Origin of the sequence: Pseudonocardia sp. EC080619-01, assembly GCF_001420995.1 — a bacterium.
In the GTDB taxonomy this organism is placed as follows: Bacteria; Actinomycetota; Actinomycetes; order Mycobacteriales; family Pseudonocardiaceae; genus Pseudonocardia.
In genome coordinates this window covers 670,988-696,195 of record NZ_CP012184.1, presented here as the reverse complement: position 1 = coordinate 696,195, position 25,208 = coordinate 670,988, and the positions used below count along the sequence as shown (strand labels likewise).

General features: G+C 75.0%; 21 protein-coding genes. 10 read left to right on the top strand and 11 right to left on the bottom strand.

Going from position 1 to position 25,208, the window contains the following annotated elements; all coding sequences use genetic code 11:
* Positions 1-25: 25 nt before the first annotated feature.
* Positions 26-1,609, bottom strand: a complete 1,584-nt coding sequence (locus AD017_RS03200; protein ID WP_060572746.1) for a thiamine pyrophosphate-binding protein — start codon at positions 1,607-1,609, stop codon at positions 26-28.
* Entirely contained in the window at positions 1,606-2,073 is a 468-nt protein-coding gene (locus AD017_RS03195) for a MarR family transcriptional regulator (RefSeq protein WP_139317193.1), read from the bottom strand. The genes AD017_RS03200 and AD017_RS03195 overlap by 4 nt, the downstream gene beginning before the upstream one ends.
* 119 nt (positions 2,074-2,192) lie before the next feature.
* Here AD017_RS03195 and AD017_RS03190 point away from each other — a divergent pair, with 119 nt between their 5' ends.
* Positions 2,193-2,636 carry a CBS domain-containing protein gene (locus AD017_RS03190; protein ID WP_010226107.1) on the top strand — a complete coding sequence of 148 codons (444 nt, stop codon included), beginning with the start codon at positions 2,193-2,195 and terminating at the stop codon, positions 2,634-2,636.
* A gap of 77 nt (positions 2,637-2,713) precedes the next feature.
* Positions 2,714-3,112, top strand: a complete 399-nt coding sequence (locus AD017_RS03185; RefSeq protein ID WP_060572745.1) for a YkvA family protein — start codon at positions 2,714-2,716, stop codon at positions 3,110-3,112.
* Here AD017_RS03185 and AD017_RS03180 read toward each other — a convergent pair.
* Entirely contained in the window at positions 3,085-3,549 is a 465-nt protein-coding gene (locus AD017_RS03180; protein ID WP_010226111.1) for a hypothetical protein, read from the bottom strand. The two genes, AD017_RS03185 and AD017_RS03180, sit on opposite strands and share 28 nt — an antisense overlap.
* 190 nt (positions 3,550-3,739) lie before the next feature.
* On the opposite strand from AD017_RS03180, the gene AD017_RS03175 reads away from it, so the two are divergent.
* Together AD017_RS03175 and AD017_RS34325 are read left to right on the top strand one after the other, a co-directional pair.
* Positions 3,740-4,945, top strand: a complete 1,206-nt coding sequence (locus tag AD017_RS03175) for an RtcB family protein (protein ID WP_060572743.1) — start codon at positions 3,740-3,742, stop codon at positions 4,943-4,945.
* Positions 4,946-5,019: 74 nt separating this feature from the next.
* Positions 5,020-5,442, top strand: coding sequence for a DUF4190 domain-containing protein (locus AD017_RS34325; RefSeq protein WP_139317192.1), 423 nt, complete (start codon positions 5,020-5,022; stop codon positions 5,440-5,442).
* Positions 5,443-5,465: 23 nt separating this feature from the next.
* Here the strand turns inward: AD017_RS34325 and AD017_RS03165 are convergent, their stop codons facing one another.
* From AD017_RS03165 to AD017_RS03155, 3 genes are all read right to left on the bottom strand, one after another.
* On the bottom strand, positions 5,466-6,308 hold the full coding sequence (locus AD017_RS03165) for a glycerophosphodiester phosphodiesterase family protein (RefSeq protein WP_202968824.1): 843 nt from the start codon (positions 6,306-6,308) through the stop codon (positions 5,466-5,468).
* A 120-nt stretch (positions 6,309-6,428) separates the two neighbouring features.
* Entirely contained in the window at positions 6,429-7,262 is an 834-nt protein-coding gene (locus tag AD017_RS03160; RefSeq protein WP_060572742.1) for an SGNH/GDSL hydrolase family protein, read from the bottom strand.
* Positions 7,263-7,361: 99 nt separating this feature from the next.
* Positions 7,362-8,132 carry an IclR family transcriptional regulator gene (locus tag AD017_RS03155; RefSeq protein WP_060576207.1) on the bottom strand — a complete coding sequence of 257 codons (771 nt, stop codon included), beginning with the start codon at positions 8,130-8,132 and terminating at the stop codon, positions 7,362-7,364.
* 608 nt (positions 8,133-8,740) lie between these two features.
* Between AD017_RS03155 and AD017_RS34320 the strand changes: the two genes are divergently transcribed.
* Positions 8,741-9,694 carry a M23 family metallopeptidase gene (locus tag AD017_RS34320; RefSeq protein WP_227012647.1) on the top strand — a complete coding sequence of 318 codons (954 nt, stop codon included), beginning with the start codon at positions 8,741-8,743 and terminating at the stop codon, positions 9,692-9,694.
* Positions 9,695-9,733: 39 nt separating this feature from the next.
* On the opposite strand, the gene sthA is transcribed toward AD017_RS34320, so the two are convergent.
* Positions 9,734-11,143, bottom strand: a complete 1,410-nt coding sequence (sthA, locus tag AD017_RS03145) for a Si-specific NAD(P)(+) transhydrogenase (protein WP_010234675.1) — start codon at positions 11,141-11,143, stop codon at positions 9,734-9,736.
* Between the two features lie 85 nt (positions 11,144-11,228).
* On the bottom strand, positions 11,229-12,719 hold the full coding sequence (locus AD017_RS03140) for an FGGY-family carbohydrate kinase (RefSeq protein WP_060572741.1): 1,491 nt from the start codon (positions 12,717-12,719) through the stop codon (positions 11,229-11,231).
* Positions 12,720-12,987: 268 nt separating this feature from the next.
* Here AD017_RS03140 and AD017_RS03135 point away from each other — a divergent pair, with 268 nt between their 5' ends.
* Positions 12,988-14,133, top strand: a complete 1,146-nt coding sequence (locus AD017_RS03135) for a DUF4192 domain-containing protein (protein ID WP_168170489.1) — start codon at positions 12,988-12,990, stop codon at positions 14,131-14,133.
* 5 nt (positions 14,134-14,138) lie between these two features.
* On the opposite strand, the gene galE is transcribed toward AD017_RS03135, so the two are convergent.
* Complete coding sequence (gene galE, locus AD017_RS03130; RefSeq protein WP_060572737.1) at positions 14,139-15,107, bottom strand: UDP-glucose 4-epimerase GalE; 969 nt, start codon at positions 15,105-15,107, stop codon at positions 14,139-14,141.
* Positions 15,108-15,206: 99 nt separating this feature from the next.
* Positions 15,207-15,929, bottom strand: coding sequence for a metal-dependent transcriptional regulator (locus AD017_RS03125; protein ID WP_010235530.1), 723 nt, complete (start codon positions 15,927-15,929; stop codon positions 15,207-15,209).
* Between the two features lie 72 nt (positions 15,930-16,001).
* Between AD017_RS03125 and AD017_RS03120 the strand changes: the two genes are divergently transcribed.
* Genes AD017_RS03120 through AD017_RS03110 form a run of 3 tightly spaced genes read left to right on the top strand, consistent with a single transcriptional unit; the run spans position 16,002 to position 20,931 of the window.
* Positions 16,002-16,940, top strand: a complete 939-nt coding sequence (locus tag AD017_RS03120) for a sulfurtransferase (protein ID WP_369821659.1) — start codon at positions 16,002-16,004, stop codon at positions 16,938-16,940.
* A 43-nt stretch (positions 16,941-16,983) separates the two neighbouring features.
* Positions 16,984-18,156, top strand: a complete 1,173-nt coding sequence (locus AD017_RS03115) for an acetoin utilization protein AcuC (protein WP_060572735.1) — start codon at positions 16,984-16,986, stop codon at positions 18,154-18,156.
* A gap of 60 nt (positions 18,157-18,216) precedes the next feature.
* A complete protein-coding gene (locus tag AD017_RS03110) occupies positions 18,217-20,931 on the top strand; it encodes a bifunctional GNAT family N-acetyltransferase/acetate--CoA ligase family protein (protein ID WP_010227063.1) in 2,715 nt (904 codons plus the stop codon).
* 19 nt (positions 20,932-20,950) lie between these two features.
* On the opposite strand, the gene AD017_RS03105 is transcribed toward AD017_RS03110, so the two are convergent.
* On the bottom strand, positions 20,951-22,600 hold the full coding sequence (locus AD017_RS03105; RefSeq protein ID WP_060572734.1) for a fumarate hydratase: 1,650 nt from the start codon (positions 22,598-22,600) through the stop codon (positions 20,951-20,953).
* Between the two features lie 143 nt (positions 22,601-22,743).
* Here AD017_RS03105 and AD017_RS03100 point away from each other — a divergent pair, with 143 nt between their 5' ends.
* Positions 22,744-25,134, top strand: a complete 2,391-nt coding sequence (locus AD017_RS03100; protein ID WP_060572732.1) for a xanthine dehydrogenase family protein molybdopterin-binding subunit — start codon at positions 22,744-22,746, stop codon at positions 25,132-25,134.
* Positions 25,135-25,208: the final 74 nt, after the last annotated feature.

The following is a 25,208-nucleotide window of genomic DNA, read 5'->3' as shown; positions in this document are numbered from 1 at the left end:
ACGGACCGGGGAGGGAGGCGGCCGGTCACTCGTCGTCCCAGCGGGGGGAGGTCGTGCGGGGCGGGAGCAGCGCGGCGCCGAGCCGGACCAGGTGCGGGCGGCCGGACCCGACGGCGTCGCGTACCGCGGCGCCGAGCCCGGCGATCGGGACGTCGACGGCGTCCAGCCCGTACGCGTGGGCCAGCGCGACCAGGTCGGGGGTGTGCAGGTCCACCCCGGCGTGCGGCGCACCGGCGCGGTCCTGATCGTAGCGGAGCATCCCGTACCCGCCGTCGTCGACGACGAGGACGGTCACCGGCAGCTGCTCCTGCACCAGCGTCGCGAGCTCGCCTACCGCCATGGCGAGCCCGCCGTCGCCCACCACGGCCAGGGTCGGGGTCCCGGTCGCCGCCACGCCGAGCGCCGCGGGCAGGCCGAACCCGAGGGTGCCCCAGCCGACCGGGTACGCGAGACCGCGCGGCCCGCTCACCCGGGCGTAGCCGCCGGTCCAGTAGCCCGCGACGGCCATGTCGCAGACGACGGCGGCTCCGGTCGCCGTCACCGACTCGACGGCCTCGACCAGCGTCCAGGCGTCGGCGGTCGCCGGGTCGTCACGCAGGCGGGCCCGGACCCGGCCGGCGACGCCGGTGTCCCACCACGGCCCGCGCCCCGGGAGCCCGGCGGCCAGCTCCCCGGCGATCACGGCCACGTCGCCGGTCAGGGCGTGGTCGGGCGTCCACTCCGGCGGATCGGCCGGCGGCGCCGGGTCGACGGTGACGAGCACCGGCGGGCGGGGCATCGTCCAGTTGCGGGTGTCCATCCCGTCCAGCCCGCCGCCGACGGCGAGCAGGACGTCCGCCGACCCGACGAGCGCGGCGACCTCCGGCTCGTGCGGGGGAGCGTCGAGCGCGCCGTCGAGCCCGCGCGCCCCGAACGCGGTGACCAGCGGCGCCCCGAGCCGGCGGGCGAGCGCGGAGACCGGTCCGGCGGCGTCGACGGCACCGCGACCGGCCCAGACGACGACGGTCCCGGCCGCGAGGACAGCCGTCACCGCGGCGAGCGCGTCGTCGTCGGGTCGTGCCGGGGCGCCGTCCTCGACGGTGCAGGGAGGGACCTCGGCGGGTGCGCCCAGCAGGTCGGCGGGGACGTCGACGTAGACCGGGCCGCGTGGCTCGGTCAGCGCGACGACGACCGCCTCCCGGACCGCCCGCGCGGTGTCGGCCGCCGTGCGCGGGGTGCGGACCGCCTTCACCAGCGGCGCGACCACCGCGGCCTGGTCCCGTGACTCGTGCAGCACCCCGCGCAGCCGTCCCGGGCGCCGCAGCCGCTGCGGGATCTCCGAGGCCACCAGCACCACCGGTGACCCGGCCGCCGCGGCCTCGCCGAGACCGGTGAGCGCGTTCGTCGCCCCCGGCCCGGTGGTCACGACGGCCGCGCCGAGCCGCCCGGTGCGGCGGGCCCAGCCGTCGGCGGCGGCGGTCGCGGCCTGCTCGTGCCGGACGACGACCGGTGAGCCGGGTCCGGGACCGAAGAACGCGAGGTTGTGCACGCCGGGCAGGCCGAACACGGTCGTGGCGCCCGCCTCGCGCAGGACCGACAGCACGTCGTCGGCGACGGTCGGTCCCGTCATGCGGAGGCGGGACGCGCGCCCGCGGCGGCGAGCGCGGCGAGCAGGGCGGCGGCGTCGTCACGGCGACCGGCCGGGACCCTGCCCAGGACGGCGGCGATCTCCGCCCGGCGGTGCTCGTCGATGTCGTGGACGACGGCGCGGCCGGCCGCGGTGAGCTCGACGACGAGGTGCCGGCGGTCGTCGTCGTGGGTGCGGCGGGCGATCAGGCCGGCCCGCACCAGCCGCTCGACCACCCGGGTGGCGTTGGACGAGTGCACGCCCAGCCCGCGGCCGACGGTCGCGACGTTCGTCGGCCCGGACTCGTCGATCATCATCAGGACCCTGAGCTGCGGCAACGTGATCGCGTTGTCGGTCGCGGCGACGGCGCGGACGCTGATCCCGGTGAACAGCCGCGCCACGGCGAGTCCGGCCTCCACGTCGGCGCTGCGGACGTGATCCATCTCGCGGGCTCGTGTGTCGGGCACGTCGCGTCCCCTCCCTGACGGGCGGATTTTACCGGCCGATGAGAGCTCGCCCGGAAGTTCTTGGCATTGCACAACTACTGCGCAAGCGCAACAATAGCGGGCGTCGAAGGGAGAGTTCCATGAAGGTGTCCGACATCCTGCGGATCAAGGGCGACGCGGTGCAGACCGTGCTGTCGTGGAACACGGTGGGGGAGGCGGCCACGCGGCTCGCCGGACCGCCCGCCATCGGCGCCCTGGTGGTGTCCGACGACGGGTTCCGTGAGCGTGTCGACGGGATCGTCTCCGAGCGGGACATCGTGCGCCGGCTCGCGTCCGACGGCGGCGCGGTCAGCCGCCTGACGGTCGCCGACGTGATGACCCGGCACGTGATCACATGCCGGCCCGACGACCCCATCGCCGAGGTCATGGCGCAGATGAACCGCTGGCGGCACCGCCACCTGCCGGTCGTCGAGGACGGGAAGCTCTGCGGGATGATCAGTATCGGCGACGTCGTGAAGCAGCGGCTGGCCGAGATGAGCACCGAGGCCGGGGTGCTGCGCGACATCTACCTCGCCTCGCACTGATCCCGGGCGGGGCCCGCCGGGAGGGTGACGTCCGTTCCACCGGGAACGACGGCGGGTGCGCGTGCGTTGACCATGTCATGAGCGCTGCATCCGCCACGTCCCGCCGGGCCGGTCGTACGGCCGCGTTCACCGCGCTGTTCCGGGCGCTGACCCGTCGCGGCGGTCCCGGTGAGCCCGGCCCCGCCGCCCGGGTCAGGGCCCTGCCGTGCATGGTCGGCGACGCCTGGCGCGGTACCTACCCGCACCTGGGCAAGGGCCGGATGGCCACGTTCCTGCTGGCACTGGCCTACCTGGTCTCGCCGGTCGACCTCGTGCCCGAGGCGTTCCTGGCCGTGCTGGGCCTCACCGACGACGCCGTCGTCGCCATGTGGCTGGGCGGGGCCCTGCTGGTCGAGGCCGACCGCTACCTCGGCTGGCGCCGGAGCGCCCCCGTCGTGATCGACGGCGGTCAGGTCGCGCAGTTCGACCGGACGTAGTCGTTGATCCGCTGCGACGCCGCCTGGTACTCGGGGTCGCTGCGGGCCTGCGCGATCTCCGGGTCCCGTGCGACGGCCATCGTGTCGCCGCCGTTGGCCTCGAGCAGCTCCAGCTGACGCTCGACGAGCTGGTTGGCCCGGTCGAAGTCGGCGCGGATCTCCTGCGGAGCCAGCGAGCTGACCTGCTGGTTCGCCCGGCGGACCTCGGCGGCGACCCGGTCGATGTCGCCCAGCGAGCGGCCGATCGCGAGCCCGCTGACCGGCTGGGCGGCGTCCCGGCTGGCCTGCACCGCCTCGCAGAACGGGGTCGTCGCGACCGCCTCGGTGGTCGTCGCCTGGCGGGACGAGCCGGGCTGCGTGGCGAGCGACCCGCCGCACCCGGCGACGAGCACGAGGGCCGCCGGGACGAGCAGCGCGAGCCGCCGTACAGCCGTCATCGTGGTGCCTCCCCGTCGCCGACCGGGCCGCGCGGCCGATCCGTCGGCGGAATTCTAGGTCGGGGCCCGTGAGGTCCCTGTCGGCGGACCCCGCGGCACGCGACCGGAAATGCGGATGCCCGTCCGGCGCCGGTGCGCGATCGTCGATCACCCCCGATCGCCGGGGCGTACCGAACCGGAAGGACGAGCCATGTTCACCCTCACCGGCACCGCCGCACCGGTCCGTCTCTGGACGGACCCGGAGTCGGTCGAGCCGGGCGCACTGACCCAGCTGCGCAACTGCGCGGCGCTGCCCTGGACGCACGGCGTCGCCGTCATGCCGGACGTGCACCAGGGCTACGGCGCGACCGTGGGCTCGGTCGTCGCCATGCGCGACGCCGTCTCCCCGGGCGCCGTCGGCGTCGACATCGGGTGCGGCATGTCCGCGGTCCGCACCGACCTGACCGCGGCCGACCTCCCCGACTCGCTCGCACGCGTCCGGTCGCAGGTCGAGCGGGACGTCCCGGTCGGGCGCGCCGGCCACCGCGACGGCCCCGACCTGGCCCGCCTCGGCATCGAGGACGGCTACGACTGGACGGCGTTCTGGACCGGGTTCGACCGGCTGCACCACCTGCGCGACGCGTCGTGGACCAGCGAGGACGCGCTCCGCACGAAGGCACACCGGCAGCTCGGCTCGCTCGGCTCCGGAAACCACTTCCTCGAGCTGTGCACCGACGGCGACGGCCGGGTCTGGCTGATGCTGCACTCCGGCTCGCGCGGGATCGGCGACGTCCTCGCGAACCTGCACATCGAGAAGGCGAAGGAGCTGCCGCACAACCAGGACCTGCCCGACCGCGACCTCGCCGTGTTCCTGTCCGGGACACCGCAGATGGACGCCTACCGGGCCGACCTCTTCTGGGCACAGGAGTACGCCCGGCTCAACCGGCACGTGATGATGCGGCTGTTCGAGGCGGCGCTCGCCCGCGCACTGGGCCGGCCGGTGGCATTCGAGCCCGAGGTGTCCTGCCACCACAACTACGTGTCCGAGGAGACCTACGACGGTGTCGAGCTCGTCGTGACCCGCAAGGGCGCGATCTCCACCGAGGGCGGGCGCCGGGGGATCATCCCCGGGTCGATGGGGACCGGTTCCTTCATCGTCTCCGGCCTGGCGGCCCCGGAGTCGTACTGCTCGGCGTCGCACGGTGCCGGGCGGCGGATGTCGCGGGGAGCGGCGCGCCGGCAGTTCTCGGTGGCCGACCTGCAGGCCCAGACCGAGGGCGTCGAGTGCCGGAAGGACGCGGGCGTGCTCGACGAGATCCCCGGCGCCTACAAGGACCTGGACACGGTGATGTCCGAGCAGACCGACCTCGTCCGGGTGGAGCACCGGCTCCGCACGATCCTCTGTGTGAAGGGGTAGGTGCCCGTCCACTGTCGACCGGCCGGGTGCGCGCCGGGCTGGTGCCGGGCCGCCGCGCAGGGCACGGTGGTGCCGTGAGCAGTGACGACCGCGACCCACGGCCGGGCGGGACGCCCGGGGACGACGCACCCGGCGGCGCCGGGTACGGCCCCGGGGCCGCGGGCCCGCCACCGTGGGCTGCCGGCCCACCGGGGTACGGGGGACCGCCCGGCCCGTACCCCGGCTGGGGCCCCGCCTACCCGCCGCCCCGCCCGACGAACGGCATGGCGATCGCCTCGCTCGTCCTCGGGATCCTCTGGCTGTACGGGCTCGGGAGCATCCTCGCCCTGGTGCTGGGCTACGTCGCGAAGCGGCAGATCGCGGAACGTGGCGAGCAGGGCGGCGGCCTGGCCACCGCGGGGATCGTGCTCGGCTGGATCGGCGTCGCCGTCCTGGTCGTGGCGATCGTGTTCTTCGTCGGGATCGCCGCGTTCGGGATGGCGGGCAACAGCTACTGACGGCCCGGGCCGGGACCCGCGGATCAGCCGCCGAGCACGCCCCGCAGCACGCCCGGGTGATCGGTGATGATCCGGTCGACACCGGCGTCGAGCATGCGGCGCATGTCCGCCTCCTCGTTCACGGTGTAGACGCCGGTCTCCATGCCGCGCTCGCGGACGGCCTCGACCAGGGCGGCGTCGGTGTTCCGGAAGCTCGGGTTGACCTGGTCGACCCCGGCGGCCTTCGCCTCGTCGAGTTCGGCGGCGGTCGGGCGGGTCTCGTAGAGCCACCCGGCGGGGACCCCCGGCGCGGCCTCGGCGAAGCGCAGCATCGCGTCGTGGTCGAACGACTGCACGACGACGCCCGGGCGCGGCTCACCGAGCGCGGCGGCCACCTCCTTCTCGATGCCGGGGTAGGTCGCCGGGTCCTTGAGCTCGATCAGCAGGCCCGCGCGGTCACCGGCCCGCTCGACGAACTCGTCGAAGGTCGGGATGCGCTCGCCGGCGAACTCCGGACCGAACCAGGATCCGGCGTCGAGCTGCTTCAGCTCGTCGAGGGTGAAGGACCCGACCGGGGCGAGCGCGCGGGCCGGGAAGACCTGCTCGACGTCGGTGGTGCGGGTCAGGGTGCCGTCGTGCAGCAGCACGAGGTGGCCGTCGGCGGTGCGCTGGACGTCGATCTCGACCGAGTCCGCCTTCTGGGCGACGGCCTCGTCGACGGCGGCGAGGGTGTTCTCCGGGGCGTCGCCGGACGCGCCGCGGTGCGCGACGACCTCGGGGCCGCCCTCCTGCGGCTCCGCGACGGCGGACGGGGCGAGGGCCAGCAGGGCGGCCGGGACGAGGGCGACGGGGAGCAGCGTGCCGAGCACACGGCGCAGGGGGCGCACGGGGGGTACCTCCGGATGGGGGAACACGATCGGGTTCGACCCTTCGTGTCCGGTCCGTCCGGTGGGTGGCGTGCAGATGGCCACGCGGCGACGAGCGCCGGAACCCCTGGGCGCCGGGTGTCAGGTGCGTGCGGCCGCCGCGGTGAGTGCGGGCAGGTAGCCGCCGGCGTAGCCCTCGGCGGTCGGGTGGTAGAGAGCCTGGTCGGCGGACCTCCCCGGCGGGTTGATCCACGGGTCGGCACTGCAGAGCCCGTGTCCGGCGAAGGCGCCCCGGACGTCGACGAACTCCCCGCGGAAGCGCTGCGCCGCGTCGGCGAGCGATGCGTCGAGCGTGTCGGCGGCCCGGTTGAGCGCCGCACGCCGGGCCGCGTTCGGCACTCCGCTCACGTCGCAGGACGCGCCGGGCTCGAACAGCCGCGGGTAGCCGAGGACGAGGATCGTCGCGTCCGGTGCCTGCAGCCGGACACCGACGATCGTCGAGATCAGGCCGCCCGGCGCGACGAACCGGGCGGCACGCTCACCGGCCCGGATCGCGCGGAAGCAGGTCTCGTCGTCGGGCGCCGTGCTGCAGGTCGCCAGCACCGGCCCGAAGCCGGTGTCGTTGCCGCCCACCGTGATCGTGACGAGCGAGGTGTCCCTGGCGACCGTGCGGACCTGCTTCGCGACGACCTCGCCGCTCGTCGCGCCGCTGCAGGCGACGTTCGTGAACGACGCGGGGGAGTTCCGGGCCGCCCACAGCGCGGGGTAGGAGCTGTCGCTGCGACGGCAGGCGCCGGTGGCGGGATCGGGGGTGGCCCCGACCCCGGCGGCGTAGGAGTCACCGAGCGCGACGTAGCGGGTGTCGCTGCGGGCGACGGCGGGTCCGGGCGGGGCGGCGACGGCGGCGGGCGCGAGCCCGGCGAGCAGCAGCACCGCCAGGGCACAGACCGGCAGCGGGAGCAGGAGGCGGCGCACGGCTCCAGCCAACCGCCGGCGACACCCTCCCGGCAATCGCGGTACCGGGTGACCGGGTGCACGGGCGGTGGAGCACGGTGTGGGCCGAACGGGTCCCGGTCACCGGTCCCCGGGCCCGGCGCCGGTCTCCGGCACCCACCCGAGCCGGCGGGAGATCGCCTCCCCGGCCTCGACGACGAGGCGGGCGACCCGTCGTCGTTCCGGGGGGCCGAAGCGGGACACCGGCGCGCCCACCGCGAGCGCGGCGACGACGTGGCCGGTCGCGTCGCGGACCGGCGCGGCGACCGAGGCGACGTCGCCCTCCTGCTCGTCCGGCACCTCCGCCCAGCCGGACCGCAGCACGCGGTCCAGCCCGGCGCGCAGGTCCTCCGGCTGCCGGGGGGCGGGGATCCGCGGGTGCGCCAGGTACTCCTCGCGCTCGGCGGGGTCGAGGTGGGCGAGCAGCACGCGACCGCAGCTGGTGCGGTGCGCGGGAACGCGGCCCCCGGCCCCTGGCGGCGGGTGGTGGGGGCCCTCCAGCCGGTCGACGTGGACGACCTCGTCGCCGACGAGCACGCCGACCTGCACGGACCCGCCGGTCTGCGCGCGGACCCGGAAGAGGACCTGGGCCGCGGCGGTGTGCAGCTCGCGGTGCAGCGGAACCGCCCGGCCGAGCTCGAGCACCACGATGCCGAGCCGGTAACCGCCGGTGTGCGGGTCCTGCTCGACGAGCCCCTCCGCGGCCAGCGTCGTGACCAGCCGGTGCACCGCGGACTTCCCGACGCCGAGCCGCCGCGAGAGCTCGGAGACGCCGACCGGGCCCTCGTCGGTGAGGAAGGTCTTGAGCAGCCGGGCGGCGTTCGTGACCGTCGACAGCGGTGCGTCGCCCACGGCCGTGCCTCCCGTCCGGACGAGCACGGGGTGACCTCCGGGGCCGATCGCTCCGGGAGCGGGCACGCTAGGCCCGCCCGGCCGGTGCGTCAAGCGGCTCCCGGGGCGCCCGGCAGGGCGCTGACGTGCGGATCTCCGGTCGCCGCACGCGATGCTCGACGGCACCCGGTGTGCCGCAGGCGTGCCACCCGATGGTGGCCACGGTGCGTGACCGCCGGCACACCCCGGCCGGACGGCGAGACCACTCGGCCCGAGCGGGCCCGGCGGCGTTCGTGCAGGTCGATCGCCTGATTCGGGGTGAGATCGCCGGTGGTCGCTGCGATGAACGGCAGGTTGCGCCGGTGTCGGTCACCGAGCGTCCGCTCACCGCCCGTCGCGTTCCGGTGGTCTCGTGATCACCCTTTCGGGTTTGTCCGGGCGCCGAGCCCCGCTAGCGTGCTCCTCAGATCACGGAACGGTTACGAACCGGACGCGGCCCGACCCCCGACGGGCTGCCCGCTCCCCACGGGATGTCCGCCGTTCCGCGATCTGGAAGGAAGATCGTGGCACGGCATCGCTCCCCCCAGGGCCGACCTGCGAGCCTCGGGCTCCTGTCACCGCAGTTCGCGGTGGCAGGAGCCGGTGGCATCGGCGGCACCTTCCCGGCCGGACCGCACGTCCGGCACGCCCGCACCGCGGGCTGGTCCGTCCCCCGTGACCCCGCCGGGACCTCCCGCTCCGCCGGCTCCCGGGACACGGGCTCCTCCGTCTCGACGTCGGCGAAGGTCGTCGCGGCCGTCGTCGCGGTCGGCGGGCTCGCCGGCGCCGCGCACGCGACGACGGGCGGCGCCGAGCTGCCCTCCCCGGCGGCCTGGTTCCAGGGGCTGTCGTCCGAGGCCCCCGCCGAGGCCGCCGTACCGGCGCCGCGGGCCCCGGTGGACTCCGCCCCGGCGGCGACGCCGATCGCCGACGCGAGCACCATCGCCGCGCTGGCCACCCCGGCCGCCGCGGGTGGCTCGGTCGCCGCACGGACCGTCACCGCGGCTCCCGCCGCGCACACCGGCGCCGCCGAGGCCGTGCAGAGCGCGTCGGCGTCGGTCGGCGAGGTGCAGAAGGCCGCCGCCGAGCGTGCGCGCGCCGCCGAGGCCGCCCGCGCCGCCGGTGCGACCGGCTCGCTGCAGTCCGCCTCCGCGGGCGGCGCGGTGTCGATCGTGACCGGGCGTGTCACCTCCGGGTTCGGCACCCGGTGGGGCACCGGCCACATGGGAATGGACGTCGCCGCGCCGATCGGGACGCCGATCCACGTCCCGCTGGCGGGCACCGTGATCAGCTCCGGTCCCGCCAGCGGGTTCGGCATGTGGGTCCGCGTGCAGCACGACGACGGCACCGTCACCGTGTACGGCCACATCAACCGTTCCCTGGTGTCGGTCGGGGAGAAGGTCTCGGCCGGTCAGCAGATCGCCGAGGTCGGCAACCGGGGCCAGTCCACCGGCCCGCACCTGCACATCGAGGTCGTCGACCCGAGCGGGACGAAGATCAACCCGAAGCCGTGGCTGGACGCCAACGGGTTCTCCTACACCTGACCGGGCGGCCGGGCCCGGCGGCCGTGGGGGACCGCCGGGTCAGGAGCCCTGCACGGACTCCAGCGCACGGATCTTGTTCGTCGCGTCCAGGGCCGCCACCTTGTACGCCTCGGACAGCGTCGGGTAGTTGAGGACGGTGTCGACCAGGTAGTCGACCGACCCGCCGCAGCCCATGATCGCCTGGCCGATGTGCACCAGGTCGGTGGCGTTCGTGCCGAACACGTGCACGCCGAGCAGTGTGTGGTCGTCGGGGGAGACCAGCAGCTTGAGCATGCCGTAGGAGTCGCCGACGATCGCGCCGCGGGCGAGTTCGCGGTACCGGGCCAGACCCGTCTCGTAGGGGATCGCGGCGGCCGTCAGCTCGGCCTCGGTCCGCCCGCAGAACGAGATCTCGGGGATCGTGTAGATCCCGATGGGCTGCAGCTCGTGCAGCTCCCGGACCGGCTCGTCGAACAGGTGGTACGCCGCCAGCCGGCCCTGGTCCATGCTGGTCGACGCGAGCGCCGGGAACCCGATGACGTCGCCGACCGCGGCGATGTGCTCCACCGAGGACCGGAACTGCTTGTCCACCTCGATCCGGCCGCGGTCGTCGGCCTGCAACCCGGCTGCGGCGAGCTGCAGCTCCTCGGTCAGCCCCTGCCGGCCCGCCGAGTACATGACCATGTCGGCGGGGATCTTCTTGCCGCTGACCAGGCTGGTGACGGTGCCCTTGCCGTTGACATCGACCGAGGACACCTCCTCGCCGAACCGGAAGGTCACCGCCGAGTCGCGCAGGTGGAACTTCAGCGACTCCACGATCTCGGGGTCGCAGAAGCCGAGCATCGAGTCCCGCTTCTCCACCACGGTGACGCGGGTGCCGAGCGCGGCGAACATCGAGGCGTACTCGATGCCGATCACCCCGGCGCCGACGACGACCATCGATCCGGGCACCCGGCCCAGCTCGAGCACCTGGTCGGAGTCGACGACCCGCTCGCCGTCGAACGCGACGGTGTCCGGGCGGGCCGGCCGGGTCCCGGTGGCGATCACGAACCTCGACGCGGTGACGGTGTTGTGGTCGCCCCGCCCGGAACCCTCGACGACGACGGTGTGCGGGTCGGTGAACCGCGCGGTGCCGGTGAGGATGTCGACGTGGTTGCGCAGCAGCTGGTTGCGCACGATCTCGATCTCGCGGCCGATGACGTGCCGGGTCCGGGCCAGCAGGTCGTCGATGGTGATCTCGGCCTTGACCCGGTAGCTCGCGCCGTACATCTCCCGCTGGTGCAGGCCGGCCAGGTAGACGACGGCCTCCCGCAACGTCTTCGACGGGATCGTCCCGGTGTTGACGCAGACGCCGCCCATCATGTGCCCGCGGTCGGCGATGGCGACCCGCTTGCCGAGCTTCGCCGCGGCGATCGCGGCCTTCTGCCCGCCGGGCCCGGAACCGATCACCAACAGGTCGTAGTCGTACACGGGGCGCTCCTCGGCGTCGGCACTCACGCCGACCAGCCTCACGGTCGCCGGGGCACCCGGCAACAGGGCGGACGTGAACAGCATGTCACGCCCGGTAGGCGCGGCGCCGCTCGTGGGACAGGAAGTGCGCGGTCTCCCGGGTCGCGGTGTAGAGCGAACGGTAGTGCGGGTGGAACCGGTCGTACACCTCGCGCGCGACCGGGTCCGGTTCGATGGTGCGGGCCACCGGGTTCCAGCGGCGCAGGTCCGGATCGGCCCCGGTCGCGACGGCGGCCAGCCAGGCGTCGCCGAACGCGGCGCCGACGGTCTGCTCCGGCACGTCCTGCGGCACACCCGTCACATCGGTGACGATCCGGGTCCACAGTCCACCCTGGACCCCGCCGCCGACGGCGACCAGACGCTTGGTCCCGCCGCCGGCCTCCCGCATGACCTCCAGGTTGTGCCGCACGCCGTGCGCGATGCCCTCCAGCGCCGCCCGGTAGACCTCGCCCCGGGTGTGACCGGTGGTGAGCCCCGCGAGGATCCCGCGGGCGTCCGGGTCGAACAGTGGGGTGCGCTCGCCCGCGAAGTACGGCAGGAGCAGCAGCCCACCGCTGCCCGGTGGCACCGTGCCGGCCTCGCCGACGAGCTCGGCGAAGTCGGAGCCGGTCAGGTCGCGCAGCCAGTTCGTGATCGCACCGGAGGTCGCCATCCCCCCGGCCAGGGTGTGCGTGCCCGGGACGACGCCCCGGGTGGTCCACATCGCCGGGTGCGGGCGGGGCCGGTCGATCACCTCGATCAGGAACATCGTGGTGCCGTACATGACCATCACCTCGCCGGGGGAGGTGACGCCGGCGCTGGTCGCCTCGGCCCACGCGTCGACCGTGCCCGCGGTGACGGGCAGGCCCTCCGGCAGCCCGGTCGCGGCCGCCGCGGCGGCGGTGACGTGCCCGGCCACCTCGGTCGGCCACAGGAGGCGGGGCAGCGCGATCCCGGGGGCGACGGCCTCGGCCCAGTCCCGCGCCCAGTCCGCGGCGGCCAGGTCGTACATCGGGTCGCACTGGCTGGCCGAGTGGTGGTCGAGCACGTACTCGCCGGTCAGCCGGTGCACCAGGTAGGACGAGCACATCAGGAACAGCGACGTGCGCTCGAACACCTCCGGCTCGTGCCGCGCCAGCCAGCGCCACTTCGGACCCACCGCCTGGGACGACAGCGCGGTCCCGGCCCGGGCCAGGATGCGGTCGGCGCCGATCTCCGCGGTGAGCTCGTCGATCTCGGCGGCGGCCCGGGTGTCGACGCCGTAGAGGATCGCGGGGCGCAGCGGCCGGCCGTCGGCGTCGGCGGGCAGCAGCGTGGGGCCGATCCCGGAGACGCCCAGACCGGCCGGCTCGGCGTCGGGGACGGCGGCGAGCAGCTCGCGGACGACGGCGGTGAAGTCACCCCACCAGATCGTCTCCGCGTCGTGCTCGACCCAGCCGGGCCGGGGCTGTGCGGTCTCGTGCGCGCGGTCGGCGCGGGCGAGGACCCGGCCACCGGCGTCGGCGACGACACCCTTCGAGCCCGACGTGCCGATGTCGACGCCCAGATACACGCGCATGCGTTCTTCCTACCGTTCCGCCCGAGGCGGGCGCACCGGTCCCCGCCCAGAACATCGGTGCGGATCCGGGCGGCGGACGGTCCGTGGCCCGGTCACGGAGGCCCCCTCCGACTCCTACCAGCGGGAGCCGACAGAACCGCGGCGCACCGGCACCGGGCACCGCCTGCTGTCCACGAGACGGTGTCGGAAAGGAGGCGCCCGCGGCTCCGTCCACAGCCCGGCGGGCGGTCCCGCCCGGACGTCGCCCACCCGGCGCACGCTCACCGTCATGACCGCACACCCCCGGCCCGACGCCGATCCGCCACCGTCTCCCGTGCACCGACCGGCCGGGAGCGCCGCTCCCCCCTGGCCAGCGGGCGACCCTCCGCCGGCCGCGGGAGGGCGGCTCCGGCTCTCCTCGCCCGGCGACCTGGTCGCCGCGCTCCCGGTGCTGATCGGCTTCCATCCGGAGGACTCGCTGGTCCTGGTCGGGCTGGCCGGGCCGGAGCTGCGGGGCCGGGTCGGCCTCACGGTGCGGGTCGACCTGCCGTCCGGGCGGGACGTGCGCCGCGTGTGCACCGACGCGGTGTCCGTGCTCGCGGGGAGCGGGCCGGACCGGGCGGTGGCCGTCGTGGTGCGGGGCCGGCCGTCCGCCGCGCCCCGGCGCGCCCGGCGCGACGTCGCGCTGGCGGTCCGGCGGGAGCTGCGGCGGGCGGGGATCGGGCCGACGGCGGTGCTGTGGGCGTCGGGCACCCGCGCCGAGGACCGCTGGAGCTGCTACCCGCTTCCCGGACAGGCCTGCGGCTGCTCCGGCACGGTCCCGGACCCGACCGCGACGCCCGTGGCGGTGGCCGCCGCGGTCCAGGGCGGCCGGGCGGTGCTGCCCGACCGGGCCGCGGTCCGCGCCCAGCTCGACGGCGACGTCACCGACTCCGCGCGCCGGGCGCGGCTCGGGTCGGCACCCGTCCTGGTGGGCAGGCCGGGCAGGCCGGACCCGTGGTTGCTCGACGGCTGCCTCGACGACGCCGCCGAGGGTCGCCTGATCGTCGACGACCGTCTCGCGCTGGGCGTCGCGGCGGCCCTCGCCGATCCGGACTTCCGCGACGAGGCGCTGCGCCGGTGCCTCGGAGCGCAGGCACCGCACGCCGAGCAGCTGTGGGCGGCACTGACCCGGGCGCTGCCGGCGCCCGAGCGGGCCGATGCGGCCGCGCTGCTGGCGACCTGCGCGCTGCTGCGTGGCGACGGGGCCCTCGCCACGCTCGCCGTGGAGCGGGCACTGGAGGACCGCCCCGCCCACATCCTGGCCACGGTCGTGGACACGTCGCTGCGGGGTGCCGTGACCCCGGGGGTGACGCCGGGTCCGTACGCCGGGCCGGTAGGGCTGCGCCGGCTGCTCACCGCGGCGGCCGGGGTCCCGGCGGAGGGCGACGGGTGACCGGGTCAGCGCCCGCGGGCGAACTCCCACGCGTCGGAGACGATCCGCTGCAGCTCGGTGCGCGACGGCTTCCAGCCCAGGTCCCCGGCGGCCCGCTCGCTGGACGCGACCAGCACCGCGGGGTCCCCGGCCCGCCGCGGCGCGACGACGGCCGGGATCGGGTGGCCGCTGACCGCACGGCAGGCCTCGACGACCTCCAGCACCGAGAAGCCGCGACCGCTGCCCAGGTTGTAGACGTCGTGCCGGCCCGCGGTCGCGTGCTGCAGCGCGAGCAGGTGCGCGTCGGCGAGGTCGTCGACGTGGATGTAGTCCCGCACGCAGGTGCCGTCCGGGGTGGGCCAGTCGTCGCCGTAGATCGAGATCGACTCGCGGGTGCCTGCGGCGACCTGCAGGACCAGCGGGATCAGGTGCGTCTCCACCGCGTGCCGCTCGCCGAGGCGCTCCGCGCCGGACACGTGCGCCCCGGCGACGTTGAAGTACCGGAGGCTGGTCGCGGCGAGGCCGTGCGCCGCGGCGTACGACGTGATCATGTGGTCGATCGCGAGCTTGCTCGCACCGTACGGGTTGGTCGGACGGGTGGGTGCGGTCTCCGTGATCGGGACCTGCTCCGGCTCCCCGTAGGTGGCGGCCGTGGAGGAGAACACCAGCCGCGGCACGGCGTGCTCGCGGATCGCCTCCAGGAGCCGGAAGGAGGCGACCACGTTGCCGTTCCAGTACTTCTCCGGCTTCTCCACCGACTCGCCGACCAGCGAGCGGGCCGCGAAGTGCAGGACGCCGTCGAACCCTCCGGCACCGAGCACGTCACCGGCCGTGCTGCCGAGCTCGCCCTCGACGAACGTGGCGCCGGCCGGGACGGCGTCGCGGTGCCCCGTCGACAGGTCGTCGAGCACGACGACCTCGTGTCCGGCCTCCAGCAGGTGCGCCGCGCACACGCTGCCGACGTACCCCGCCCCGCCCGTGACGAGCAGCTTCACTCCGGTCCTCCCCGCCTGGTCCGCGCCCGGGTCCGCGCCGTGCCGGTCCCGCGGCACGACCTTCTCACGGGCGCCCGCGGCGGCCGCCGCGAGGCCGGGCTACTGGGCCCGGACGAGGACCGCGTGCGCGACCAGCGGAGCGACCGTGGCCTTCTCGTCGTCCGCCGACGTGACGGGCACGGGGTCGCCGAACCTCGGGATCGAGCCGACCTCGACGCTGTTGCCCGGCACGATGCCGGCGAGCTTCAGCTCCGCCATGAGGTCGGCGTCGTTCTGCACGTGCTCGGCGATGCGACGCACCTCGACCCGGCCGCCGCCCCGGCGGGCGAGCTCGTCGAGCCGCTGCAGCCCGACCTCGAGCGTGGGCGGCACCGACGACGCGGCCGACGGCCCGTGGTCCTCGCGCTCCAGCTCGTCGAGGCCGGGGATCGGGTTGCCGTAGGGGGAGACGGTGGGCTTGTCGAGCAGGCGCACCAGCTTGCGCTCGACGTCCTCGCTCATCACGTGCTCCCAGCGGCAGGCCTCGGCGTGGACGAGTTCCCACTCCAGGCCGATGACGTCGATGAGGAGGCGTTCGGCGAGCCGGTGCTTGCGCATGACCGACACGGCGCGGCCGCGCCCTTCGTCGGTCAGCTCGAGGTGGCGGTCCCCGGCCACGACGACGAGACCGTCACGCTCCATCCGGGCGACGGTCTGGCTCACGGTCGGGCCGCTCTGTCCGAGGCGCTCGGCGATCCGCGCGCGCAGCGGGACGACGCCCTCTTCCTCGAGCTCGTAGATGGTCCGGAGGTACATCTCAGTGGTGTCGATGAGGTCGTTCACGTGGGGCCCCTTCGTTCGACGTCCAGTCTACCCAGGGCGAGCCCCGGGCACGGCGCACCCATCCGGGGCAGGATGGGCCGCGTGTCCGGTTCCATGATCACCCCTGAGGACCTGGTGGGGTTGCTGGCCCCTGCGGGTACGCCCGGCGGCGCAGCCGGTGTCCTCCGCCCGGTCGTGCTCGACGTGCGCTGGCGGTTGACGGGGCCACCCGGTAGAGACGATTTCGAGGCCCGTCGTGTTCCCGGGGCGGTGTTCGTCGACCTCGACTCCGAGCTCGCGGCGGGTCCGTCGGTGCCGGGGCCGGGCGGGCGGCACCCGCTCCCCGAGCCCGGGGCGCTCCAGCGTGTGCTGCGCGCCGCCGGGATCGGCGAGGACGACCGGCCGGTCGTCGTCCACGACGATCGCGACGGCTCGGTGGCGGCCCGTGCCTGGTGGTTGCTGCGGTGGGCCGGGCTCGATCCCGCCCGGGTCCGGGTGCTCGACGGCGGGTTCGCCGGGTGGGAGTCCGCCGGTGGGCCGGTCGCGGGGACCGCGGGCGGCGCGGACGAGCCCGAGCCGCTGCCGCCGGGCGACGTCGTCGTGCGGGCCGGTGCTATGCCGGTCGTCGACGCCGACGGAGCGGCCGCGCTGGCCCGCGACGGCGTGTTGCTCGACGCGCGCGCCGCTGCCCGGTTCCGGGGCGAGACCGAACCGGTCGACCCGCGCGCCGGGCACGTGCCCGGCGCCCGCAACCTCCCGGCCGCCGCGAACGCCGGCCCGGACGGGCGCTGGGTCGGGCCCGACGTGCTCGCCGACCGGTTCCGCGCCGCCGGAGCGGCACCCGGCGTCCCGGTCGGTGCCTACTGCGGGTCCGGGATCAACGCGTGCGCCCTCGTCCTGGCCCTCGAGGTGGCCGGGCTGACGACGGCGGACGCGCCGGCGGCGCTCTACCCGGGCTCCTGGTCGGAGTGGAGCGCCGACCCCGCCCGCCCGGTCGCGACCGGTGACCGCCCGTGGGCGCAGGAGCGGTGAGCCCCGTGGCTGCGGCGGTCCTGCTGACATACGGTCCGGTGTCATGAGCGCGCGCACCTCGGTCGTGTGGACCCCGGACTTCCTGACCTACCAGCTGTCCGACGACCACCCCCTGAACCCGGTGCGGCTCGACCTGCACATGGAGCTGTCGCGCGGGCTGGGCGTGCTCGACGGCGTCGAGCTGATCGCGCCGGAACCGGCGACCGACGCCGAGCTGACCCGGGTGCACACGCCGGGCTACCAGACCGCGGTCAAGTCGGCGCCGGAGGCGCCGTTCGGGGTGGGCCACGGGCTCGGCACCTCCGACAACCCGATCTTCTTCGGGATGCACGAGGCGGCCTCGCTCATCGCCGGTGGATCGGTGGCCGCGGCCCGGGAGATCGCCGAGGGCCGGGCGGACCGCGCGGTGAACATGGCCGGCGGCCTGCACCACGCCATGCGGGACCGGGCGGCCGGGTTCTGCGTCTACAACGACTGCTCGGTCGCCATCGCCTGGCTCCTGGAACAGGGCTACGAGCGGATCGCCTACGTCGACGTCGACGTCCACCACGGCGACGGGGTGCAGGACGCCTTCTACGACGACCCGCGGGTGCTGACGGTCTCGCTGCACCAGCACCCGCTCACCCTCTGGCCCGGCACCGGCTGGGCCGGCGAGTACGGCCGCGGCGACGGCGAGGGCTACGCGGTCAACGTCGCGCTCCCGCCGGGCACCGGCGACGCCGGCTGGCTGCGGGCCTTCCACGGCGTGGTGCCGTCGCTGCTGGAGTCGTTCCACCCCCAGGTGCTGGTCACCGAGTGCGGCGCCGACACCCACGCCGAGGACCCGCTCGCGAACCTGGAGCTGTCGGTCGACGGTCACCGGGCGATCTACCACGCGCTGCGGGAGATGGCCGAGACGACGGCGGGCGGCAAGTGGCTGGTGCTCGGCGGCGGGGGATACGCCCTGTACCGGGTGGTGCCGCGGTCCTGGACGCACCTGCTCGCCGTCGCCCTCGACCGCGACCTGCACCCGGACACCACGATCCCGGCCGACTGGACGGCCCGGGCGTCCACCCACACCCGCGCACCGCTGCCGGTGTCGATGTCCGACGGGGCGGACCCGTCGTTCGAGCGGTGGGGCGGCGGCAACGAGGACCGGGTGGACTCGGCCGTCCTGGAGACCCGTCGTGCGGTGTTCCCGCTGCACGGCCTCGAACCCGACGACCCGCGGGACTGAGCGGGCCCGCGGACGCGGAACGGACCCCGGTAGCGACAGGCGGACAGGACGACCACGCGCATGCCCGACGAGCAGCAGCCCCAGCAGGTCGAGTACCCGTATCCCCGGCAGTGGGAGGCCGACGTCGTCGCCTCCGACGGCGGGATCGTGCACCTGAGGCCGATCACCCCCGACGACGCCGACGCGTTGCTGTACTTCCACGGCAAGCTGTCGGACCGGACCCGCTACCTGCGCTACTTCGGCCCGTACCCGCGGATCTCGCCGCGGGACCTCGAGCGGTTCACCGTCGTCGACCAGCGCACCCGGGTCGCGTTCCTCGCCCTGCTCGGCGACGAGATCATCGCCGTCGGCCGGTACGAGGGGCTCACCGCGAACGGCGGGGCGGCGGCGTCGGAGGGCGCGGGGACCGACCAGCCCGTCACGTCGGCCGAGGTGGCCTTCGTCGTGCGCGACGACCATCAGTCCCGCGGGCTCGGGTCGATCCTCCTCGAACACCTCGCCGCGGCCGCCCGGGAGAACGGGCTGTCCCGGTTCGAGGCCGAGGTGCTGGTGGAGAACCACGCCATGGTGCGGGTCTTCCGGGAGGCCGGCTACCAGGTCAAGCGCGCCTTCGCCGAGGGTGTGCTGCACCTGGAGTTCGACATCGACCCCACCGAGAAGTCGATCGCGGTGCGGGACTCGCGCGAGCAGGCCGCCGAGGCGCGCAGCGTGGCGAACCTGCTCCACCCGTCGTCGGTCGCGGTGATCGGTGCGTCGGCCGACGAGACCAAGATCGGGCACGCGGTACTCGTGAACCTGCTCCGGGCCGGGTTCACCGGGCCCGTCTACCCGGTCAACCCCGACGCCCGGTCCGTGCGCGGCGTGCGCGCCTACCCCTCGGTGATCGACATCCCGGACGAGGTGGACCTGGCCGTCGTCGCCGTCCCGGCCGCGAACATCGACGAGGTCATGGACTCGTGCCTGGCCAAGGGCGTGAAGGTCCTCGTGGTGATCAGCTCAGGGTTCGCCGACGCCGGGGGCGGCGGGAAGGTCGCCGAGCGCCGCCTGGTGGCCGAGGCCCGTGCACACGGCATGCGGGTGGTCGGCCCGAACGCGCTCGGCGTGGCGAACCCGGACCCGTCGGTGCGGCTCAACGCGACACTCGCACCCGCGATGCCCGGGCCGGGGCGCACCGGGTTCTTCTGCCAGTCCGGCGCGCTGGGCACCGCGATCCTCGCGAACGCCCGCTCGCGCGGGCTGGGACTGTCGTCGTTCGTCTCGGCCGGGAACCGCGCCGACGTCTCCGGCAACGACCTCATGCAGTACTGGCAGACCGACCCCGGGACCGACCAGGTCCTGCTCTACCTGGAGTCGTTCGGCAACCCGCGCAAGTTCGCCCGGGTCGCACGGCGGCTGGCCCGGACCAAGCCGATCGTCGCCGTGAAGTCCGGCAGGCACACCGGCCCGTTGCCGTCGCTGGCCGGGACCGCCGCGCAGATCGACGAGTCGAGCGTCCAGGTCCTGTTCGAGCAGTCCGGGGTCATCCGGGTGCAGACGCTGCCGCAGCTGTTCGACACGGCACTCCTGCTCGCCTACCAGCCGATGCCCACCGGGCGGCGGGTCGCGGTCGTCGGCAACTCGACGGCGGTGAACCTCCTGGTCACCGACGGTCTGCTCGACGAGGGCCTCGAGCCCGCCGGGGAGACCGTCGACGTCGGCACCCAGGCGTCGCCGGAGGCGTTCGCCGACGCGGTCCGCACCCTGTTGGAGGGGCCGGAGCAGCCGGACGCGCTGATCGCGGTGTTCGTCCCGCCGGTCGCGGTCGAGGGGACCGCGCACGCGCAGGCCCTGCGCGGCGCCGCCGCCGGTGCCGGGATCCCGGTGCTGGCGGTCTTCCTCGCGGCCGAGGGGATCCCGGCGGAGCTGTCGGTGCCGCAGGCCGACGGCAGCCCCGGCCCGGGGTCGGTGCCGAGTTACGCCAGCCCGGAGCGGGCGACGTCCGCGCTCGGCCGGGTCGCCCGCTACTCGGAGTGGCGCAACACGCCGGTCGGGGACTTCGTCGTCCCCGAGGGGATCGACCCGGAGCGGGCGCGCCGGCTGGTCGCGTCGTTCCGGCCCGACACCCCGCACGCGCTGACCGACGACGAGGCCGTCGAGCTGCTGGCCTGCTACGGCCTGGAGGTGATCGCGTTCCGCCGGGTCAGTGGCGCCGAGGCCGCGGTCGCCGCGGCGGAGGAGGTCGGCTACCCGGTGGTCATCAAGGCGACCGGTGAGCAGTGGCGGCACCGCGGGGACTTCGTCGGCGTGCGCCTGGACCTCGTCTCCGCCGAGGCGGTCCGGGCCGCGCACGCCGAGCTGTCCCGGCTCACCGGCTCCGGCGAGGTGTACGTCCAGCGGATGGCGCCCAAGGGCAGCTCGTGCAAGATCGAGGTGGTCGACGACCCCTCGTTCGGTTCCCTCATCGCCTTCGGGCTGTCCGGGATGGCGACCGAGCTGCTCGACGACCGGGCCTACCGGGTGCTCCCGGTGTCGACCGAGGACGCGAAGCGGCTGGTCCGCGCGCCGCGGGCCGCTCCGCTGCTGACGGGCTACCGCGGCACCGACCCGGTCGACACCGACGCACTCGAGGACGTCGTGCTGCGGATCGGGCAGCTCGCCGAGGACATCCCGCAGGTGCGGTCGCTGGCGCTCGATCCCGTGCTGGCCTCGCCCGACGGCGCCTTCGTGACCGGTGCCCGGGTGACGCTCGGCCCGGTCCCGGACCGCCGCGACGCGGGCCCCCGCCGGCTGCGCTAGCCGCCGGGGGCGCCACGCGTCAGCTCCGGAACGACACCTGCAGCGTCGGCGCGGAGGTGTCGGCGAAGAAGTCGTTGCCCTTGTCGTCCATCACCACGAACGCCGGGAAGTCCTCGACCTCGATCTTCCAGACGGCCTCCATGCCGAGCTCCGGGTACTCCAGGACGTCGACCTTGCGGATGCAGTCCTGTGCCAGCCGGGCCGCGGGGCCGCCGATGGACCCCAGGTAGAACCCGCCGTTCGCGGCGCACGAGTCCACGACCTGCTTCGACCGGTTCCCCTTCGCCAGCATCACCAGCGACCCACCGGCCTCCTGGAACTGCGTCACGTAGGAGTCCATCCGGCCGGCCGTCGTCGGGCCGAACGACCCGGACGCGTAGCCCTCGGGGGTCTTGGCCGGGCCGGCGTAGTAGACGGCGTGGTCGCGCAGGTACTGCGGCATCGGCTCGCCGGCGTCGAGTCGCTCGGCGATCTTCGCGTGGGCGATGTCGCGGGCCACGACCAGCGGCCCGGTCAGCGACAGCCGGGTCTTCACCGGCAGCTGCGAGAGCTGGGCGCGGATCTCGTCCATCGGGCGGTTCAGGTCGACCCGGACGACCTCGTCCGACAGGTCCTCCGACGTCGCCTCGGGCAGGTACTGGGCGGGGTCGCGCTCCAGCTGCTCCAGGTACACCCCGGACGGCGTGATCTTCGCCTTGGCCTGGCGGTCCGCCGAGCACGACACCGCGACCCCGACCGGCAGCGAGGCGCCGTGCCGCGGCAGCCGGATCACGCGGACGTCGTGGCAGAAGTACTTGCCGCCGAACTGGGCGCCGATCCCGAAGTTCCGGGTCAGCTCCAGCACCTGCTGCTCCAGGTCGGTGTCCCGGATCGCGTGCCCCAGCGGGGAGCCCTCGGTCGGGAGACCGTCGAGGTAGCGGGCCGAGGCGAGCTTCGCGACCTTGAGGTTGTACTCGGCCGACATCCCGCCGACGACGATCGCGAGGTGGTACGGCGGGCAGGCCGCCGTCCCCAGCGAGCGCAGCTTCTCGTCCAGGAAGGTCGCGAGCCGCTTCGGGTTCAGCAGCGCCTTGGTCTCCTGGTAGAGGAAGGTCTTGTTCGCCGAACCGCCGCCCTTGGCCATGACCAGGAACTCGTAGTACGGGTCGCGGCCGGGCTTGGAGTAGAGCTCGATCTGGGCCGGCAGGTTGGTGCCGGTGTTCTTCTCGTCCCAGAAGGATAGCGGCGCCATCTGCGAGTAGCGCAGGTTCAGCTCCTGGTAGGCGTCGAACACGCCGCGGGAGACGGCGGCCTCGTCGTCGCCGCCGGTCAGGACGGTCTCGGTCTTCTTGCCGACGACGATCGCGGTGCCGGTGTCCTGGCACATCGGCAGCACGCCACCGGCGGAGACGCAGGCGTTGCGCAGCAGGTCGGTGGCGACGAACCGGTCGTTGCCGGACGCCTCCGGGTCGTCGACGATCGCGCGCAGCTGCCTCAGGTGCGAGGGCCGGAGCAGGTGCTGGATGTCGGTGACGGCGGCGCGGACCAGGCCGGTGATCGTCTCGGGCGGGACCTCGAGGAAGGTGCGTCCGGCGGCCTCGGTGGTGGTACCCGCCGGCAGGTCGAGCTCGCGGTACTCGGTCTCGTCCGGGCCGAGCGGGAGCACGTCGGTGTGGTGGAACTCGGGCATGACCGGGACGCTACCGGGCGCGACCTCGGCGTGACCGCGGGTGGAGACGCAGCCGACGCGTGACGGGGACCGCTCACCGACGTAACCGGACGGCCCTCCGTTTCCGGTCGCCGTCGGTGGTCGCCGGCGCTAGCGTGGGACGCATGCCTGGCTCGATCCTGGGAACCTCCGTCCGCCGCGTCGAGGACGCCGACCTGATCACCGGCGCGAGCACCTACGTCGGCAACCTGCTGCACGGTGCCGGCGCCCCGCCCGCCCTCGCGCACGTCGCCTTCGTCCGCTCGCCGCTGGCGCACGCGCTGGTCACCGGCGTCGACACCACCGAGGCCGCGGCGGCGCCCGGGGTGCTGGCCGTGTACACCGCGGCCGATCTCGACCTGCCCGCCCACCACGGCCTGATGGTGCTCAACCCGGACCTGCCGCGCCCGCCGCTGGCGACCGGCCGGGTGCGGTTCGTCGGTGAGGCGGTCGCGATGGTGGTCGCCGACAGCCGGGCCGCCGCCGTCGACGCGACCGAGCTCGTCGAGATCGACTACGACCCGCTGCCCGCGGTCACCGACCCCGAGGCAGCCCTGGCCGAGGGCGCCGAGCTGCAGTTCCCCGAGCAGGGCAGCAACCTCGCCGCGGGCGAGCGCGGCCCGGAGCCGGACCCGCTGGACGACGCCGAGGTCGTCGTCCGGGCCCGGATGGTGAACCAGCGCGTGGCCGCGGTCCCGCTGGAGGGCAACGCGATCCTCGCCGATCCCGCCCCGGACCCGGCCGACGGCGACTTCGACCTGACCGTGCACGTCTCCACCCAGATGCCGCACGGGTTCCGCGCGCAGCTCGCCGGCCTGCTCGGCCTGGACACCGACCGGGTCCGGGTGATCGCCCCGCACGTCGGCGGCGGTTTCGGCGCCAAGGCCGGTGTGCTCGCCGAGCACACCGCGACCGTCGTCGCCGCACGGGCGCTCGGACGTCCCCTGGCCTGGGTCGAGACGCGCTCGGAGAACCTCGTCTCGATGCCGCACGGCCGCGGCCAGGTCGGCTACTACGAGCTCGGCCTGACCCGCGACGGCCGGATGACCGGCCTGCGGACCCGGGTGATCGGCGACGCCGGCGCCTACGCCGGCTTCGGCGGCGCGCTGCCGCTGCGCACGACCTTCCTGATGGCCACCGGCGTCTACGACATCCCGAAGCTGCGCTACGACGCGGTCGCCGCCCTGACCAACACGACGCCGATGGGCGCCTTCCGCGGTGCAGGCCGTCCGGAGGCCGCGGCCCACCTGGAGCGCCTGGTCGACGTCGCCGCCGCCGAGCTGGACATCGACCCGGTGGAGCTGCGCCGGCGCAACTTCCTCGCCCCGGACGTCTTCCCCTACACCACGCTGACCGGCGCCACCTACGACGTCGGCGACTACGACCTGCCGCTGCGCGAGGCGCTCCGCCTGTCCGGCTACGACGAGCTGCGCGCCGAGCAGGCCCGCCGCCGCGAGGCGGGCGACCCGGTCCGGCTCGGCATCGGGATCGCGGCCTACGTGGAGGTCACCGCGGGCGGGGGCGGCGGCGAGTACGGCTCGGTCACCGTCCACGCCGACGGGACGGCCACCGTCTCCGCGGGCACCTCGGCGCACGGCCAGGGGCACGCGACGTCGTTCTCGATGCTGGTCTCCGACCGGCTCGGGATCCCGCTGGAGAAGATCACCTACGTGCAGTCGGACACCGCGAGGGTCCCGCGCGGGGCGGGCACCGGTGGCTCCCGGTCGCTGCAGCTCGGCGGCACCGCGGTCGCCGAGGCCGCACACGAGCTCCACGACCGCGCCCGCAAGATCGCGGCGACGCTGCTGGAGGCCTCGACCGACGACGTCGAGATCACCGAGGACGGCCGGTTCGGCGTCGCCGGTGTCCCCGGCGGCCCGTCCGTCGGCTGGCCCGAGGTGCACGCCCAGGCGGCGACGACGGGGGAGGAGCTGCACGTCGGGCTGGACTCGGAGCAGGCGGGGGCCACGTTCCCGTTCGGGGCGCACGTGTCGGTCGTCGAGGTCGACACCGACACCGGGCGGGTGACACCGAAGCGGCACGTCGCCGTCGACGACTGCGGCCGGATCCTCAACCCGCTGCTGGTCGAGGGGCAGCAGCACGGCGGCATGGCGCAGGGCATCGCGCAGGCGCTGTACGAGGAGGTGCTCTACGACGACGAGGGCCAGCCGCTGACCTCCAGCCTCGCCGCGTACACGATCCCGACCGCGGCCGACATGTTCGACTACGAGACCGCGACCACCGAGACCCCGACGCCGCTGAACTCGCTGGGCGCCAAGGGGATCGGCGAGTCGGCGACGATCGGGTCGACCCCGGCGGTGCAGAACGCGGTGGTGGACGCGCTGTCCGACCTCGGCGTGCGGCACATCGACCTGCCGTGCACCCCGGAGCGGGTGTGGCGGGCGGTGTCGGCGGCCCGCGCCGGCGCCCCGCAGGACGCGTGGCGGGAGCCGCCGGAGGTGTTCGGCGACCTGCCGGTCCGTGGCGGGGGCGGTGACGACGAGGCCGCCATCTGACCCGCCACCGGGCCGCACCCACCCCGCGGTGCGGCCCGGCACGGGGGCCCGGCGGGCCCCGACCCACCCCCTGA